General features: G+C 70.7%; 19 protein-coding genes. 9 read left to right on the top strand and 10 right to left on the bottom strand.

Features of this window, described 5'->3' with window-relative positions:
• The first annotated feature begins 66 nt into the window (after window positions 1-66).
• The 7 genes from OG406_RS02580 to OG406_RS02610 all read left to right on the top strand — a co-directional run bounded on the left by OG406_RS02580 (window position 67) and on the right by OG406_RS02610 (window position 5,318).
• Entirely contained in the window at window positions 67-849 is a 783-nt protein-coding gene (locus tag OG406_RS02580) for a response regulator (protein ID WP_164375739.1), read from the top strand.
• Window positions 850-1,014: 165 nt separating this feature from the next.
• Window positions 1,015-1,854: an RNA polymerase sigma factor SigF gene (locus OG406_RS02585; RefSeq protein ID WP_164375738.1), complete on the top strand. Its 840-nt coding sequence runs from the start codon at window positions 1,015-1,017 to the stop codon at window positions 1,852-1,854.
• A gap of 223 nt (window positions 1,855-2,077) precedes the next feature.
• The gene (locus OG406_RS02590; RefSeq protein ID WP_266850221.1) at window positions 2,078-2,545 is read left to right on the top strand and encodes an ATP-binding protein; all 468 of its coding nucleotides are present in this window, start codon (window positions 2,078-2,080) and stop codon (window positions 2,543-2,545) included.
• Window positions 2,546-2,608: 63 nt separating this feature from the next.
• Window positions 2,609-3,436 (top strand): alpha/beta fold hydrolase, encoded by an 828-nt coding sequence (locus tag OG406_RS02595; protein WP_329183672.1) that lies wholly within the window; start codon window positions 2,609-2,611, stop codon window positions 3,434-3,436.
• Window positions 3,420-4,676: a PP2C family protein-serine/threonine phosphatase gene (locus tag OG406_RS02600; protein ID WP_164375735.1), complete on the top strand. Its 1,257-nt coding sequence runs from the start codon at window positions 3,420-3,422 to the stop codon at window positions 4,674-4,676. Before OG406_RS02595 ends, OG406_RS02600 begins: the two co-directional genes overlap by 17 nt.
• A complete protein-coding gene (locus OG406_RS02605) occupies window positions 4,673-5,029 on the top strand; it encodes an STAS domain-containing protein (protein ID WP_329183674.1) in 357 nt (118 codons plus the stop codon). The genes OG406_RS02600 and OG406_RS02605 overlap by 4 nt, the downstream gene beginning before the upstream one ends.
• A gap of 133 nt (window positions 5,030-5,162) precedes the next feature.
• A complete protein-coding gene (locus tag OG406_RS02610) occupies window positions 5,163-5,318 on the top strand; it encodes a DUF6131 family protein (RefSeq protein WP_179165558.1) in 156 nt (51 codons plus the stop codon).
• Here OG406_RS02610 and OG406_RS02615 read toward each other — a convergent pair.
• The 3 genes from OG406_RS02615 to OG406_RS02625 form a co-directional block, all read right to left on the bottom strand.
• A complete protein-coding gene (locus OG406_RS02615; protein WP_329183676.1) occupies window positions 5,309-6,526 on the bottom strand; it encodes an RNA polymerase sigma factor in 1,218 nt (405 codons plus the stop codon). The two genes, OG406_RS02610 and OG406_RS02615, sit on opposite strands and share 10 nt — an antisense overlap.
• Before the next feature lie 8 nt (window positions 6,527-6,534).
• Window positions 6,535-6,942, bottom strand: coding sequence for a YciI family protein (locus OG406_RS02620; RefSeq protein WP_266852192.1), 408 nt, complete (start codon window positions 6,940-6,942; stop codon window positions 6,535-6,537).
• 177 nt (window positions 6,943-7,119) lie between these two features.
• Complete coding sequence (locus tag OG406_RS02625) at window positions 7,120-7,305, bottom strand: CsbD family protein (RefSeq protein ID WP_081224446.1); 186 nt, start codon at window positions 7,303-7,305, stop codon at window positions 7,120-7,122.
• 316 nt (window positions 7,306-7,621) lie between these two features.
• Here OG406_RS02625 and OG406_RS02630 point away from each other — a divergent pair, with 316 nt between their 5' ends.
• A complete protein-coding gene (locus OG406_RS02630) occupies window positions 7,622-8,386 on the top strand; it encodes an SDR family NAD(P)-dependent oxidoreductase (protein WP_164375732.1) in 765 nt (254 codons plus the stop codon).
• A gap of 64 nt (window positions 8,387-8,450) precedes the next feature.
• Here the strand turns inward: OG406_RS02630 and OG406_RS02635 are convergent, their stop codons facing one another.
• Window positions 8,451-9,059 carry a TetR/AcrR family transcriptional regulator gene (locus OG406_RS02635; RefSeq protein ID WP_329183678.1) on the bottom strand — a complete coding sequence of 203 codons (609 nt, stop codon included), beginning with the start codon at window positions 9,057-9,059 and terminating at the stop codon, window positions 8,451-8,453.
• Window positions 9,060-9,179: 120 nt separating this feature from the next.
• Window positions 9,180-9,611, bottom strand: a complete 432-nt coding sequence (locus OG406_RS02640; RefSeq protein WP_266619129.1) for an ATP-binding protein — start codon at window positions 9,609-9,611, stop codon at window positions 9,180-9,182.
• 213 nt (window positions 9,612-9,824) lie between these two features.
• Between OG406_RS02640 and OG406_RS02645 the strand changes: the two genes are divergently transcribed.
• A complete protein-coding gene (locus tag OG406_RS02645) occupies window positions 9,825-10,199 on the top strand; it encodes an STAS domain-containing protein (RefSeq protein WP_266619127.1) in 375 nt (124 codons plus the stop codon).
• A gap of 33 nt (window positions 10,200-10,232) precedes the next feature.
• Here the strand turns inward: OG406_RS02645 and OG406_RS02650 are convergent, their stop codons facing one another.
• From OG406_RS02650 to OG406_RS02670, 5 genes are all read right to left on the bottom strand, one after another.
• A complete protein-coding gene (locus OG406_RS02650) occupies window positions 10,233-10,850 on the bottom strand; it encodes a TOPRIM nucleotidyl transferase/hydrolase domain-containing protein (RefSeq protein WP_329183682.1) in 618 nt (205 codons plus the stop codon).
• A 133-nt stretch (window positions 10,851-10,983) separates the two neighbouring features.
• A complete protein-coding gene (locus OG406_RS02655) occupies window positions 10,984-11,946 on the bottom strand; it encodes a virginiamycin B lyase family protein (RefSeq protein WP_329183684.1) in 963 nt (320 codons plus the stop codon).
• 237 nt (window positions 11,947-12,183) lie between these two features.
• On the bottom strand, window positions 12,184-13,695 hold the full coding sequence (locus tag OG406_RS02660) for an MFS transporter (protein ID WP_266850226.1): 1,512 nt from the start codon (window positions 13,693-13,695) through the stop codon (window positions 12,184-12,186).
• 237 nt (window positions 13,696-13,932) lie between these two features.
• Window positions 13,933-14,253 carry an NIPSNAP family protein gene (locus tag OG406_RS02665; RefSeq protein ID WP_164375723.1) on the bottom strand — a complete coding sequence of 107 codons (321 nt, stop codon included), beginning with the start codon at window positions 14,251-14,253 and terminating at the stop codon, window positions 13,933-13,935.
• A 176-nt stretch (window positions 14,254-14,429) separates the two neighbouring features.
• Window positions 14,430-15,350 (bottom strand): SGNH/GDSL hydrolase family protein, encoded by a 921-nt coding sequence (locus OG406_RS02670; RefSeq protein ID WP_329190619.1) that lies wholly within the window; start codon window positions 15,348-15,350, stop codon window positions 14,430-14,432.
• Window positions 15,351-15,483 lie beyond the last annotated feature (133 nt).

Genomic DNA, 15,483 nt, shown 5'->3' on the forward strand with positions numbered 1-15,483 from the left:
ACACTCTAGAGGGCGGTCGACAACGGTTGTTGTCGCGGGGGCGGTCCGGGGCCTAATGTGCCGGGTATGCCTGGCAAGAACTTCGTCGTGCCGACCACCCCGCAGGAGACAGCCGTCCTCGCGGACGCCGCGGTCGACGAACTTGCGCGGCGCATCGCCCACCAGCTCATGGAAGACCCACCGCCTCCGCCGGCGGCCGCCGATCCCACGCACGCACTCACCCGGCTGCACGTCCTGACGCATCTCCAGCGGGCCGCCGAACGCCTCCAGCGTGAAGCGGCCGTGGACGCCGCCCGCGCGGGCGCCGGCTATCCGCAGATCGGCGAGGCCTCGGACATGACACGCCAAGGCGCCCGCCGTCGCTGGCCCGGAATCTTCCACCACTCCCATGAAGCACCCACGGAGCTACCGATGATGACCTCCCCCACCCGCCCCTTCGACGTCCTGCTCGTCGAAGACGACGTCGCCGACGCCATGCTCATCGAGGAGGCCCTCTCCGAGCGTGGCGCCCGCAACCTGGTCCAGGTCACCGACGGTGTCGCCGCGCTGGAGCACCTGCGCGACCCGGACAGCGTGCGCCCCGACCTCATCGTGCTCGACCTCAACATGCCCCGCATGAACGGCCGCGAGCTGCTCCAGGTCCTCAAGACGGACGATGATCTGCAGACGATCCCGGTGGTCGTCCTCACCACGTCCTCCGCGCCGGACGACGTCACCGGCGCCTACAACAGCCACGCCAACGCGTACGTGACGAAGCCCGTGAACCTGGTGGAGTTCGAACAGGCTGTGCAGAGCATCGACGCCTTCTACCTGGAGACGGCGACCCGACTGCCGCGGGGCGAGAGCTGACGGGCGAGGCGAGGGGGGCCCCGGTCCGCGGCGTCGGACGGTACCGGGGTCACCCTTCGTTCGAATATTCTGGTGTGGAAGGCTCAGTCCTGGGTACGCGCCTTCTTGCGTCGGACTCGAGCAGCCGGCGGCACGGGGGCTTGCACTGTAGGGAGGGGATCTGACATGACGGTGACCGCAGCGACGGAAGCACGAACGACAACGCTTCCGGAGGTGACCGACCCGTCTCGGGTCACTCCGAAGGACGCCCGTGAGCTGTCGAGGCTGTTCTTCGACCAGCTCGCCGTCCTGGAAGAGGGCACGCCCGAGTACCAGTACGCCCGCAACACCCTGATCGAGATGAACATCACCCTCGTCCGTTTCGCGGCCGCGCGGTTCCGCAGCCGCAGTCACGACGAGATGGAGGACATCGTCCAGGTCGGCACGATCGGCCTCATCAAGGCCATCGACCGGTTCGAGCTGACCCGCGAGGTGGAGTTCACCTCCTTCGCCGTGCCGTACATCGTCGGCGAGATCAAGCGCTTCTTCCGCGACACCAGCTGGGCCGTGCACGTCCCGCGGCGTCTGCAGGAGGCCCGGATCCAGCTCGCGAAGGCCACCGAGGAGCTCCGCACCCGCCTCGGCCGTACCCCCACGGTCAAGGAGCTCTCGCAGCTGATGTGCCTCAGCGAGGAGGAGGTCAACGAGGCGCGTCTCGCGTCCAACGGCTACACGTCCTCCTCGCTCGACGCCACCATCAGCTCCAGCAACGACGGTGAGGCCGCTCTCGCGGACTTCATCGGCGCGGACGACAACGCCCTGGAACTGGTCGAGGACTTCAACGCGCTGGCCCCCATGATCGCCGGGCTGGACGACCGCGAGCGCCGCATCATCCACATGCGGTTCGTCGACGAACTGACCCAGGCCCAGATCGGCGAACACCTCGGCGTCTCCCAGATGCACGTCTCCCGCCTCCTCAACCGCACTCTGGCCAAGCTCCGCGAAGGCATGCTCAGCACCACGTGATCACGGCGCGCGTCCTGTGCGCGTACGGAAATCGAGGCGTCCGCCCCGCGGGGTGGACGCCTCCGCCGTTTCCGGAACGCGGGTCGGCGGGACGGGAGGGCCCGTGAACGGCGATGCCCGGCGCACCTTTGGGCGTCGGCCCGGCGGTGGGCCAGGTAACGTGCCGTGGCGAGCGTACGCGGCGCCTGCGGGGGTAGTCGGCGGGAGACGGAAGCGGGCACAGATGGACGAATCATCCGGCACGGCCGGCGGTGAAAGGGCAGGTGCGGGCCCTCCTCTGGAAACCTCACTCGAACTGGACGGCGACGGTTCCCGTATCGCCCAGGCGCGCCATCTCGCGGCCGCCTTCCTGTCGAAGGTGAAGGACCCTCAGGGCATTCCGGTCGTCACGGCCGTGGTGGAGGTCGTCCAGCTGATCGTCAGCGAACTGGTCACCAACGCCCGCAAGCACGCGCCGGGACCGGCACGTCTGCGGCTCCGGGTGATGGGCGCGGTGCTGCGGGTCGAACTCTGGGACAGCAGTCCCGTCCTGCCGTCGGCCAAGGCGGCGGACCCCGCGCGCATCGGCCAGCACGGCCTCGAGATCGTCACCGCCCTCGCGCAGACCCTCACCATCGAACAGACGCCCGTCGGCAAGCGCATCACCGCGGACATCCCGCTGGGCGCGGCTCCCGCGCCGAGTGCCGTCTGACCGGGCTCACTCCCGGGACCTCCGGCGCCGCGACGATCAGAACGAGACAGCGAGGATGTGCCCGTGGACGTACGGCGCAGGAACCATGTGACCGTGACCGGACGAGCCGGCGCCCCGGTGGTGGTGCTGGCGCACGGTTTCGGATGCGACCAGAACCTGTGGCGGCTGGTGACACCGGCCCTGGAGCGCGACTTCGCCGTCGTCCGCTTCGACCACGTCGGCGCGGGGAACTCCGACCTGGCGGCGTGGAGCGAGGAGCGGTACGCGACGCTCGACGGATACGTCGAGGACGTACTGGAACTCTGCCGCGAGCTGGCCCTCGGGCCCGTGACGTTCGTCGGGCATTCGGTGAGCGCCATGATGGGCGTACTCGCCGCCGCCCGGGAACCCAAGGCGTTCGCGGGACTGGTGCTCCTCGCACCGTCACCGTGTTTCGTCGACGACCCGGAGACCGGGTACCGGGGCGGATTCAGCGCCGGGGACATCGAGGAGCTGCTCGAGTCGCTGGAGGCGAACTATCTGGGCTGGTCGGGTGCGATGGCGCCGGTCATCATGGGCAATCCCGAGCGGCCGGAGCTGGGTGAGGAACTGACCAACAGCTTCTGCCGTACGGACCCGGGGATCGCCCGGGTCTTCGCCCGGGTGACGTTCCTGTCCGACAACCGGGCCGATCTCGCGTCGGTGGCGGTGCCGACGCTCGTGGCGCAGTGTTCCAGCGACGCGATCGCCCCGCCGGAGGTGGGCGCCTTCGTCCACGCGCGGATCCCCGGCAGCCGCCTCGTCACGCTGAACGCCACCGGCCACTGCCCGCAGCTCGCCGCCCCCGAGGAGACCGCCGCGGCGATCACCGCGTTCGTGAAGGGGCTGCCGGACGATGGGCCAGGCCAGTGATCATGACGAGTGCGGCACGGACGGCGGACCGGTGGACGAACAGGCCCAGTTCTCGGCCCTCCTGGAGGACAGCGCCGAGGACCTGTACGAGCACGCGCCCTGCGGCTACCTGTCCACCCTGTTGGACGGCCGGATCGCGAAGGTCAACACGACGCTTCTGAACTGGCTCGGCTACCGGCGCGACGACCTGCTGGGCCGCAAGCACTTCTCCGACCTGCTCACGGTCGGGGGCCGGCTCTACCACGAGACCCACTTCGCGCCCCTGCTGCGCATGCAGGGTGAGGTGAGCGGCATCGCGCTGGAGCTCAAGGCGGCCGACGGTTCACGGCTGCCGGTCCTGGTCACCTCCACCGTGAAGACGGGCAGCGACGGACAGCCCCTCCTGATCCGTACGACACTCTTCGACGCCCGTGACCGCCGCGCCTACGAGACCGAACTCCTGCGTGCCCGCACGGAGGCCGAGCAGGAACGCGAGCGCCTGCAGAAGCTGGCCACCACGCTGCAACAGACCCTGCTCCCGCCCGCGCTCGCGAACGTGCCCGGTCTGGAGGTCTCCGCGTACTACCACATCGCGTCCGTCGACCAGGTCGGCGGCGACTTCTACGATCTCTTCCCACTGGCCGCGGGAACCTGGGGCCTCTTCATGGGCGACGTGTGCGGCAAGGGCGCCGCCGCCGCGGCCGTCACCTCCCTGGCCCGCTACACCCTGCGCGCCGCCGCGGTGTACGACCCCGACCCCGCCGCCGTCCTGGACAACCTCAACACCGTCCTCAACCACGAGTACAACGGAACCGACCCGCGCTTCTGCACCGTCGTCTTCGGCCTGCTCACCCCGGACCACGAGCGCGGCGGGTTCCGCATCACCCTGGCCGGCGGCGGCCATCCCCCCGCACTGCTCATGCGCGCCGACGGCACGGCCGACATCCTGCCCACCCCCGGCGGCCAGCTCATCGGTGCGCTGCCCGACGCCCATATCGCCACCACCGCCGTGCACCTGGCCCCCGGCGACACGCTCCTGCTGCACACCGACGGCCTCACCGAGGCCCACACCGACGCCGTCGGTGGCCGGTACGGCGACGACGCCCTGCTCGGCTTCGCCCGCGCACTCGCCCCCACCACCGCAGCGGACAGTATCGACGCGGTCCGCGACCTGCTCGACACCTTCGGCACCGGCGTGGACGACGATGCCGCGGTCCTCGCCATCCATGTGCCCCGACCCCCCAGTGAAGAGCAGCAGTGACCCAGCATCTGACCCTCCACACCCGTACCACCCCCGAGGGCGCGGTCATCGAACTCGCCGGCGAACTCGACTTCCACACCGCCGACCAGGTGCGCGCCCAGCTGATCGGCCTCGACCTGCCCCCGGGGGGGCAACTCGTCCTCGACCTCGGCGGCATCACCTTCTGCGACTCCACCGGCATCACGGTGCTCATCGCTGCCCGCAACCACGCCCTGGCCACCGGGGCGGGCATCGCGCTGGCGGCCGTCCCCGACCTCGTCGGCCGTATCTTCCGCATGGTCGGCCTCGACGAGGTGTTCCCCTCCCACCCCACCGTCCAGGCCGCCGAGGCCGCGTGGCGCCCCACCGGCTGAGAGCGCCGACGGCCACCGCGTCGGCCCAGCGGTGGTCCTGGGGTGAACCCGGTGTGTTTGCCTCGCCACGGTGCGGGCACCCGGGGCTCAGATTGGGGCGCCCCCGGACGACGCCCCGTCATGGGAGGACGCCATGATCATCCTTGGAGTCATTCTGCTCGTCGTCGGTCTCGTGGCCGGAATCGGGATCCTGTGGACCATCGGCGTCATCCTGGTGGCCGTCGGTGCCCTGCTCTGGATCCTGGGAGCGGTGGGCCGTGAGGTCGGCGGGCGTCGCCACTACTGGTGACGGTGACCGCCCGTTCGATCGTGACCGTGGTCTTCTGCGTCGCCCGCGGGATCCGCTGAGCGACCGCGAGCCCCCATCGCGTTGAGGCGGGCCGCCTGACGGGTCAGATGGTCGCGCTCGGCGAGGTTCGTCGCCTGGCGGGCCGCCTCGGTGTACAGCCGTGCCGCCGTCTCCGAAGCGCCGTCGCGCTCATGGAGATAGGCGGCCACGGCGGTGTGGCGCGGGAGCGTGTCGTCGAGGCGCGCGAGTGCCGCCAGACCCGCGCGCGGGCCGTCGGCCTCGCCGACGGCGACCGCGCGGTTGAGGCGGACGACGGGGCTGCCGGTCAGCCGGGCGAGTTCGTCGTACCACTCGACGATCTGCACCCAGTCCGTCTCGCCCGCCGACTGTGCGTCCGCGTGGAGAGCCGCGATGGCGGCCTGCGCCTGATACTCGCCCAGCCGGTCACGGGCGAGGGCGAGCTGGAGGATCCCGATCCCCTCGGCGATCATCGTGGTGTCCCAGCGAGTGCGGTCCTGTTCGGCGAGGGTCACGATGCCGCCGTCGGCCGCCGTGCGGGCGGGGTGTCGGGCGTGGTGGAGCAGCATGAGGGCGAGCAGGCCCGCCACCTCGGGATGGTCGATCGCCGCTGCGAGCTGCCGGGTGAGACGGATGGCCTCGGCGACGAGGTCCACGTCTCCCGAGTAGCCCTCGTTGAAGACCAGATAGAGGACGCGCAGCACGGTGGCGACGTCGCCGGGCTGGTCGAACCGGACGCCCGAGACCGTGCGCTTGGCCCGGCTGATGCGCTGCGCCATGGTCGCCTCGGGGACGAGGTACGCCCGGGCGATCTGGCGGGTGGTCAGGCCGCCGACGGCCCGCAGGGTCAGCGCGACCGCGGACGACGGCGTCAGCGAGGGGTGTGCGCACAGGAAGTAGAGCTGGAGCGTGTCGTCCACCGCGGGCACGGTGCCGGGCGCCGGTTCCTCGTCGACGGTCTCCTCGCGCCGACGGCGGGCGGTGTCCGCCCGGGTCGCGTCGAGGAACTTGCGCCAGGCGACGGTGACCAGCCATCCCTTGGGGTCCCGCGGCGGATCGGCAGGCCAGCCGCGGACCGCCTCGATCAGCGCGTCCTGCACGGCGTCCTCGGCCGCCGCGAAGTCGGCTCCGCGGCGGACGAGGATGCCGAGCACCCCGGGGGTGAGGCTCCGGAGCTGGAGCTCGTCCATGTCCCGGGTCACTCCGTGACGGTGGGGTGCACACCCAGGAAGGGGCGCAGCTCCAGCCACTCGTGGATGGGCTTTCCGCCTGCTCCCGGTGCGGCCGACAGTTCACCGGCCAGTTCGACGGCGCGGTCGTAGGAGTCGACGTCGATGATCATCCAGCCGGCGATGACGTCCTTGGTCTCGGCGAACGGGCCGTCGGTGACCGGCGGTCGGCCCTCTCCGTCGTACCGCACGAACGTCCCCTCGGGGGCGAGTGCCTGCGAGTCGACGAACTCCCCGGTCGTCTCCAGCCGTGCGGCGAAGTCGTTCATGTACTGCACGTGGGCCGTGATCTCCTCGGGAGTCCATTCGGACATCGGTACGTCGTTGGCCGGGGCCGGGGCGCCGCGGTAGTGCTTGAGCAACAGGTACTTGGCCATCGCGCTCTCCTCCGTGCTGGTGCGAACCATTGTGGTCGCAGTCACGGCTGGGACGGAGCGGACCACGGGTTCTCGACATCGCCGGGCCGGAACTTCTCTCCTCGGCCGGCGGAGCCGGCAAAAGGGCGCCCCTCGATCCTGGTCGAGGGGCGCCCTTCCGTCCGCGGGTGGTGCCGACTATCGCTCGTCGCGGAGTGAGTCGCGGGCGCCGGCGGCCTTGTCCTGGGCCTTCTCGGCGACGTCACGGACGTTGCCCTTGGCCTGGTCGGTCTTGCCCTCGGCCTGCATGCGGTCGTTGCCGGTGGCCTTGCCGACCATTTCCTTGGCCTTGCCCTTGGCCTTGTCCATGGAACTCTTGCCCATCATCACTCCTTGGTTGGGGGTGGTACGCCAGCCACGCTAGGGAGGGTCCGGGCACCTCGCATCCGGAGCGGGGCGCCCGGCCCGCCGCCCCGGACGCACCCGTCCCCGCGCCCGGGAGGCCCCATCCGGCGCTCCGTCCCCCGACGCGGGCCGGGATTCGGCCTGGCCAGGGCCTCTCCGGTCTGGACTTGCCGGTCCATTTTCTGAGTCGTACGTTGACGCGAGTGCCCTGGATGTCAGGGCCTCGTTCGGCCGAAGGCGCTGAGCCGTTCGGCCGTCCGGGTTCATGGTGAGAACGAACGCGATGGAGTGGATCATGTCGATGCGGCTTGAGGGCAGGACCGCGCTGGTGACCGGAGCGACCAGCAACATCGGGCGGGCGATCGCGGAGGCCTTCGCCGCCCAGGGGGCGCACGTAGCCGTTTCCGGCCGGAGCGCCGAGCGGGGCGAGGAGGTCGTCGAGGGGATCCGCGCACGCGGCGGGCGGGCGGACTTCGTGCGCGCGGATCTGGACGGGAGTGCCGCGGCCTCGCGCGCCCTGGCCGAGGAGGCGACGCGGGTGCTGGGCGGCCGGATCGACGTCCTGGTCAACAACGCCGGCATCTACCCCGCCGACTCCACGACGGCGACCGACGAGAAGACCTTCGACCAGGTCTACGCGGTGAACGTGAAGGCGCCGTTCTTCCTGACGGCGGCCGTCGCCCCCGCCATGGTGGAGGCCGGTGGCGGTTCGATCATCAACCTGGGTTCCTGGATCGCCCGCCTCGGCATTCCGATCGGCGCCCTCTACAGCTCCACCAAGGGGGCCGTGGAGACGCTGACCCGTGCCTGGGCGGCGGAGTTCGGGCCGCAGGGGGTCCGCGTGAACGCCATCTCGCCCGGCGTGGTGCTGGAGCCGGCCCCGGGTGAGGAGCATCCCGCCGAGGTCATGATGAAGGGCACTCCCGCGAACCGGATGGGAACCCCCGAGGACATCGCGAGTGCCGCCGTGTACCTGGCGGCCGACGAGTCCGCCTTCGTGCACGGCATCGTGCTCGACGTCGACGGCGGCCGCACGACTGCCGCCGTCATCGCCGCCTGACCTTCCGCGCGCACGACTCGACGCCGCCGACGCGGAAGGGTCCTGTCGACCGACGGCACGCAGGTCACTCCGCGGCGCGGCCCGCGTGCCTCAGGTCGTCGATGCCCTGGTCGAGAGCGGCGCGCAGATGGGTGGACTCTCCCGTGGACAGCAGGATGGACACGCCTCCCTGGATCGCGGCCAGCAGCGACGCGGCCCGCCGGTCGACATCGACGTCGGCGGGCAGGCTGCCGGCCGCCTGGAGCGCCCTGACGCCGGCCGCCAGGCTCTCCTGCCAGCGCCGCATCAGCTCGATCACGATCGCGCGCGTCCCGGGAGTCGAACGTCCGATCTGAAGGAAGAGCGACCCGAGCGGGCACTGGTCCCCCTGCTCCTCGTACCGCCTGACCACCACGTCCCGCCATAGGCCCCAGGCTTCCCACGAGTCGAGGCAGCTGAGATAGGGCTCCTGGTCCTCCAGGACCTGCTCCGCCTCGAACCGGGCGACCGCGACGAGGAGTTCGTCCTTGCCCGTCGGGAAGTAGTGGAAGAGCTGGCTCTTGCTGGAGCGGGTCCGCGCCATCACGTCGTCCAGGGTGGCCGAGGCGACCCCCTTCTCCCGCAGCACCTCGGCGGCGCCCTCGACGATCCGGCTCCGGGTCGCCCTTCCCTTGGCCGTCAGCTCACCGCGCATGCGTCTACCTCCGACGAATGGACCACATGGTCCATTGTACGGACCGACGGGTACGTGCCCCGACCGTCACCGAGAGCCCGGCCACGGTCCGCGGTACGCCACCCGCCGTGGACCCACCCGCTACGTGAGGGGGCGGTCCACCAGGTCTCCGCCGGGCACGTCCCGCAGCGCGATGCGTGCCGTGATCCGCTTGCCCACCGGCTCGCGCTGCACCTCGAAGCTGTCGGCCACGGCCTTCACGATCTCCAGGCCGTGCTGCCCGACACGGTCCGGATCGGCCGCCCGCGCCACCGGCAGCACCGGGTCGCTGTCCCACACCACGACGTCCACCATCGCCTCGGCGATGCGCAATTCCATGAGGACAGGGCCGGGAGCGTACTTGCGGGCGTTGGTGACCAGCTCGCTCACCACCAGTTGCGCCATGCCGAGAGCGCGCGCCGAGACCGGCAGGCCGAGATCCGTCTGCGCTCGGGCAAGAAAAGCCGCCGTCAGATGGCGGGCTTCGGCGATACTGCCTCCCTCACCGTCCAACGCGACGGTCTGCCGCAACACCGGTGCACTTGGCACCTCATCGTCTTCATTTCCGGGAACTGGCCCCAATGCATTCAACTTTCGACCCCGTGTACAGCGCCTGGTGCGTGTACCCGCCCACTTGCATTACACACCCTTGGCCCCGGGCATGAACCAGGAGGATGCTCAGCTCCGTACCATCGGGGTGGCCATCAACGTACGTCCCGGCCCAAAGCGAGCGCAGTCGAGGAAACGGTGACAGAGACCGATAAAACAGCACAGGACAGTCGGCTGTCCGTGGACTTCTCCACGGCGGACGGCGTCCGGATCGTCGCCCTGCACGGCGAGATCGACCACAACAGCCGCGGTCTCCTCGGCGAAGCCCTGCTCCCGTCCGCGGACGGGGAGACACCCCGGACCGTCGCCGACCTCAGCGACGTCACGTTCATGGACTCCAGCGGGATCAACATCCTCATCGTCGCCCACCGGGCGTCCGAGGAGGCGCGGGGCTGGCTGCGCCTTGCCGCCCCGCAGCAGACGGTGCTGCGCGTTCTGCAGCTCGTCGGCGTCGACACCGTCATCTCCTGCTACGCCACGGTCCAGCAGGCCCTGGAGGACACGGCCGACTGACCGGATCCCGGGGAGCCGACGGGCCCGGAGCGGTCAGAGGCTGCTGAACAGGTCGTCGAGAGGGGCGGGGACGCGGTCGGGATCGAGGGCCTCGACAAGGACGCGGCCGTACTGGATCTTGCGTCCCGACTTCGTGCCGAAGAAGCGGCGCAGCCGCTGGTGGGCGGCGCGGTCCCGCTGCGCGGGCTGCCGCAGGAAGGTGACCAGGGGGCGCTGGTCTCCTTCCGCCCGGACGAGCTCCTCCACCCGCGTCACGCCGAGCGCGCGGATCAGCTCGTCCTCCAGATCCGCCGCGCAGACGAAGATGCCCTGTTGCCTCGCGCCCGCCGCCTCGAAGGCGCGGGCGTAGTAGCCGCGCTCCGCCTCGTCGCACAGCCCTACGAGGCGCAGGCCCAGGCCGGGCGGGCCGAGGAGCCGGGCGAAACGACCGACGCTCATCGCCCCGCCCATGGACAGGACACAGACTCCCTCGGCCGCCAGATCCCGCCCCCGGATCGCGGCCAGCGCGTCGACGGCAGCGACATCGCTCAGACCTTCGAGCAGGACGACGGTCCTGACGGACAGCCGTTCCGCCCACTCGCGCGCCTCGTCACCGGGGCCTCCGGCCGCCCACGCGGTGACGGCTTCCCGGAACGCCCCCATGTCGGTCACGGGACGAGTCTGCGCCCTTCGCGTCGTGGACGGTACGGAATTTCCGCGGAGCCGTCGACCGGGCGCGCCGACCGAGGACCGTGCCGGAACCTCGATTCCCCGCCCGGACCGCGGTCGGCCGCCATGACGTCGTTCACGGCCGGCCCGGACGCCTGCCCGCCGGCGGGAACGCGAGACCGGTCGGCGTGTTGAGCCCCGTCGAGGGGAGGGCGACCTGCCCGCCGCCCGTCTCCCGGACACGGACCACGCGGTTGTTGAAACCGTCGGCGACGTAGAGGCCGCCGCGGCCGTCGAGGGCGAGGCCGAGCGGGTCGCTCAGGCCGTCGGTCCGCACCGTGGTCTGCGCGCCGCCGCGCGCGGACACCTTCACGACGCGGTTGTTGCCGCTGTCCGCGATGAAGAGGTCACCGGCCGCGTTCAGGGCCAGTCCGGTGGGCTGGGACAGGCCGTCGGTGGGAACCGTGGTCTGGCCGCCACCGTTCGCGGCCACCTTGACCACCCGGTCGTTGACGAAGTCGGAGACATACAGGTCGCCGCCCTTCGCCAGTGCCAGGCCCCAGGGGTGCAGGAGACCCGTGGTGGGGACGGTCGTCTGACCGCTGCCGTCCGCGGGCACCTTCACGACGCGGTCGTTGAAGCTGTCGGCGATGTAGAGGTTGCCGGGCGCGTCGACGGCGAGGCCCAGGGGGCGTGACAGGTCGGTGGTCGGGACGGTGGACTGCTCCCCGCCGCTGGCGGCGAGCTTCAGCACCCTGTTGTTGCCCGTGTCGGAGACGTAGAGGGTGCGGTGGGTGTCGAAGGCCAGACCGGTGGGGCGGACCACGCCGTCGAGGGGGACGGTGGTCTGGTCTCCCCCGCCGGCCGGGAGCCGGACCACACGATTGTTGCCGTAGTCGGACGCGTACAGCGCCGACCTGACGGACGGACGGGGGTTCTCCTTCGCCGTGCCCGCTGCTGTCGCGCCGGCCGGTCCGACCGGCAGGGCACACAGGGCGAGGACCCCTGCGGCGGCCGCCAGCCGGCGGGCCCAGCGCCGGGTGCGACCGCCGGTGGGCGAGGCCTCGTGTGTCGCTTGTTCCGCTGTCGTGCGCTTCACGGTGCACCCATCTGTTCTCGACGGCCGGCGCGTCGCCGGGGCCGTCTGCGGAGACGCTTGCCGCCGCCAGGACGTACGTCGGCAGGGCCGGTACGACGAGGGGGCACCCGGGAAGTGCCGGGAGCCCGCGCGGCAACTGCGGCCGCACGGTGGGCCGCATGATCGATGCCTTCCCATCCGCCGCCCCGCATCCCGGGCCTGTCGCCCGCTCGGCCGACCCGCGCCCGCGCCGCGGGGTCACGCCAGAGGGGTCGCCGGACTGTCGTCGCCCCCGGCCTGACCGGCCGAGACCTGGTACAGCTCCTTCGACGTGGTGATCAGCTCCTGCCGTTCCTCGCGGGAGCCGACCATGGGCTGCGATCCGTCGAGGGGCACCTGGGCGCTCTCCGGCATGAACTTCACGGTCACCAGCCCGATCACGCCGGCGACCATCAGGTAGTAGGCGGGCACGAGGTCGTTGCCGGTGACGTTCACGAGTGCCTCGGTGACGAGCGGGGTGGTGCCGCCGAAGGCCGCCACGGCGAAGTTGAAGCCGATGCCCATCGCCGCGTACCGGATGGCCGTCGGGAACAACGCGGGCAGGGTCGCGGCGCTCGGCGCGGCGAAGAACGCCAGCAGCGTGGCCAGGATCAGCACCCCGCAGAGCGGCGGCCAGAAGCCGTCCATCTTGATCAGCTCGAAGGCCGGGACGGCGAGCAGGATCATGGCGACGGCGGAGAACCCGTAGATCGGGCGCCTGCCGACCCGGTCACTGAGGCGTCCGATGAACGTGATGAGGACGACGATCCAGACCATGCCGATCAGCACCAGGAGGTCGGCGCGGCCGCTGGAACGGTTCAGCGTCTCCGTCTGATAGGTCGGCAGGAAGCCGGTCACCATGTAGTTGGTGACGTTGTACAGCAGCACCAGGCCCATGCAGATCAGCAGCGGACGCCAGTGGTCCTTGATGATGGACTTGAACTCGGTGCCCGCGGACTCCTGCGCGAGGCTCTTGTCGTGTTCGTCGAGCTGCTGCTGGAACGCCGGAGACTCCTCCAGCTTGAGTCGCATGTACAGGCCGATCACACCGAGCGGGCCGGCGATCAGGAACGGCAGCCGCCATCCCCACGCGATCATCTGGTCGTCGGTGAGCGCCAGGTTCAGGACGGTGACGAGGGCGGAGCCGAGCGCGTAGCCGACGAAGGTGCCGAAGTCGAGCCAGCTGGAGAGGAACCCGCGGCGCCGGTCGGGTGAGTACTCGGCGACGAACGTGGTGGCGCCGCCGTACTCGCCGCCGGTGGAGAAGCCCTGCACCATCCGGGCGAGGAGCAGCAGGATGGGCGCGGCGATGCCGATCGTCGCGTAGCTCGGGATGAGGCCGATGACGAAGGTGCCCAGCGCCATCATGATCATGGTGGTGGCGAGCACCTTCTGCCGGCCGAGGCGGTCGCCCAGCGGGCCGAAGACGAGACCGCCCAGGGGGCGGACGACGAAGGCCGCCGCGAAGGTGGCGAACGACGAGACGACCTGTGCGCCCGGGGACGCACCGGGAAAGAAGACCTTGCCGATCGTGGCGGCGAGATAGCTGTAGACGCCGAAGTCGAACCACTCCATGCAGTTGCCCAGCGCGGAGGCTCCGACCGCCCGGCGCAGCAGCGGCCCTTCGACGACCTGTACGTCGTCCTTCCGGAAGGCCCGTTTGTTGCGGCGCAGCCGGCGGGTGAGGTCCTCACGCACCTGCAGTGGCAGCCGGCCCACCGCTTTCGACATCTGAACCGGGCTGGGACGACCGGACCTGCCTCCGGACGCTGACTCGCCCACACCGCCACCCTCTTCCGTGCTTTTCACTCCTGCGAATACTGCGGCGGACACTTCTCCACCGCACGGCAACCCGCCGCGAAGATCGCACCTACCCCGGGAGCGGCACGTAAACAGCGGCTGGGTGCTTCGGTCCTCGCACAGAGGGAGTTCGCGATAGCGATCCGCCGTCCGCCCAGCCGGATCGCGCTAGTCCGCGGTGGGCTCGGGATCCAGGGGACGCAGGAAGCGGCGTTCGTAGCGCTTGATGCACCGCGTCCGGCGGGCCAGTTCGAAGGCTTCCTGGCATGCGGGGTCGGTCGCGCTGTCCGTCCGGTACCGCTCGTAGCGGGCCAGGTCCGGGAAGGAGAACAGGGCGTAGGCGATGTCGCTGTCGCCCTCGCTGGGCAGGAAGTAGCCGTGGTGCGTGCCGCCGAACCGGTTGACGAGGGTGATCCAGCGGCGGCCGTACTCCTCGAAGTCGTCGAGGCGGTCGGGGTCGATCTCGTACTTCAGGTGAACAGTGATCATGTGGCTCATACTGTCTGGTCGCCGACAAGCCCTTTCGCCCGAGGGCCTCACTCGTCCCGGCTGTCCGTGCGCTGCGGACACGGCCCGGCGTCCGCCCCGGGCCGGGACGGGCGCCGGATTCCGTGCCGGGTGCCGTACGCACCCGTACGGCCTGCCGGTCGCGGCGGATCAGCGGATCAGCGGTGTCCGGCGCCCCGGGCGAGCGTCTTCATGAGGGCCTGGGCCATGGCCTCCTCGCCCTTGGCGTTGGGGTGGGCGGGAGCGGCCGGCGCGGTCGGACGCAGCGGCTCGATCCAGCGGTCGGCAGGCGCCTTGCACATGTCGTGGCCCACCGTCGGGCCGTACGTGTCCACGTAGTCGGCCCGGTTCAGCAGTGCCACCGCGCGCAGCATGATGTTGAGGTGCTTCTCGGTGTCGCGCAGGTACGGGAAGTCCTTCGCGGCGAACGGGACGGTCGGGTAGCAGCCGGTACCGTCGTCGGGAAGCAGGTCCGGGTAACCGACGACGACCACGCGCGCGTGGGGTGCCTTGTCGTGCACCGCCCGCAGCACACGCGCGACCTTGGGGGCCGTCTGGAGGATCTTCAGCGTCAACTGGTCATAGCCCGCGGCCCCGTAGTACTGCTGACAGGGGTTGCCGGCCAGGTCCTTCGCGCTGAGACCGGCGCAGGTGCCGATGATCGAGCCGAAGCCGACGTCGTTGCCGCCGATCTGCACGGTCACGAGGTCGGTGTCCCGCTTCACCGCGTCCAGTTGGGGTCCGTTGGTTCCCTGCGCCTGCCACATCTCGGCGGTCGTCGCACCGCCGCAGCTGACGTCCTTGAACGACGTGACCTTGCGCTGGTTCGCCGTGATCGAGGGGTAGTTGTGGTCGGACCGGGCGCAGTTGGCGTCCACCTGTGTGGGGATCAGCGGTCCGGAGGTGTAGGAGTCGCCCAGCGCGACGTAGTTGGAGCGGGGTGTTCCGTGGTGCTCCCCCGCCGTGGCGGAGGCCGTTCCGGTGGCGCCGGCGGTGAGCGCGCAACTGCTCAGTACCGCAAGCGCCATGGCGGTGCGGCGCTTCGATATGGCCTCGCCCGGACGCGTCCGTTGCAACATCATGCCCCTCCCCTGAAGCCCTGACAGTCCACGGATCGGGCAACGGCGACCACGGCGCATGGGTCGTTCGACGGCACCGGGCCGCTCGGCGGCTCGTGCCCGGCGGACTCAACCCCGCCTGTATACCGGCCAG

The sequence above is a fragment of the Streptomyces sp. NBC_01428 genome (assembly GCF_036231965.1).
GTDB lineage: Bacteria > Actinomycetota > Actinomycetes > Streptomycetales > Streptomycetaceae > Streptomyces.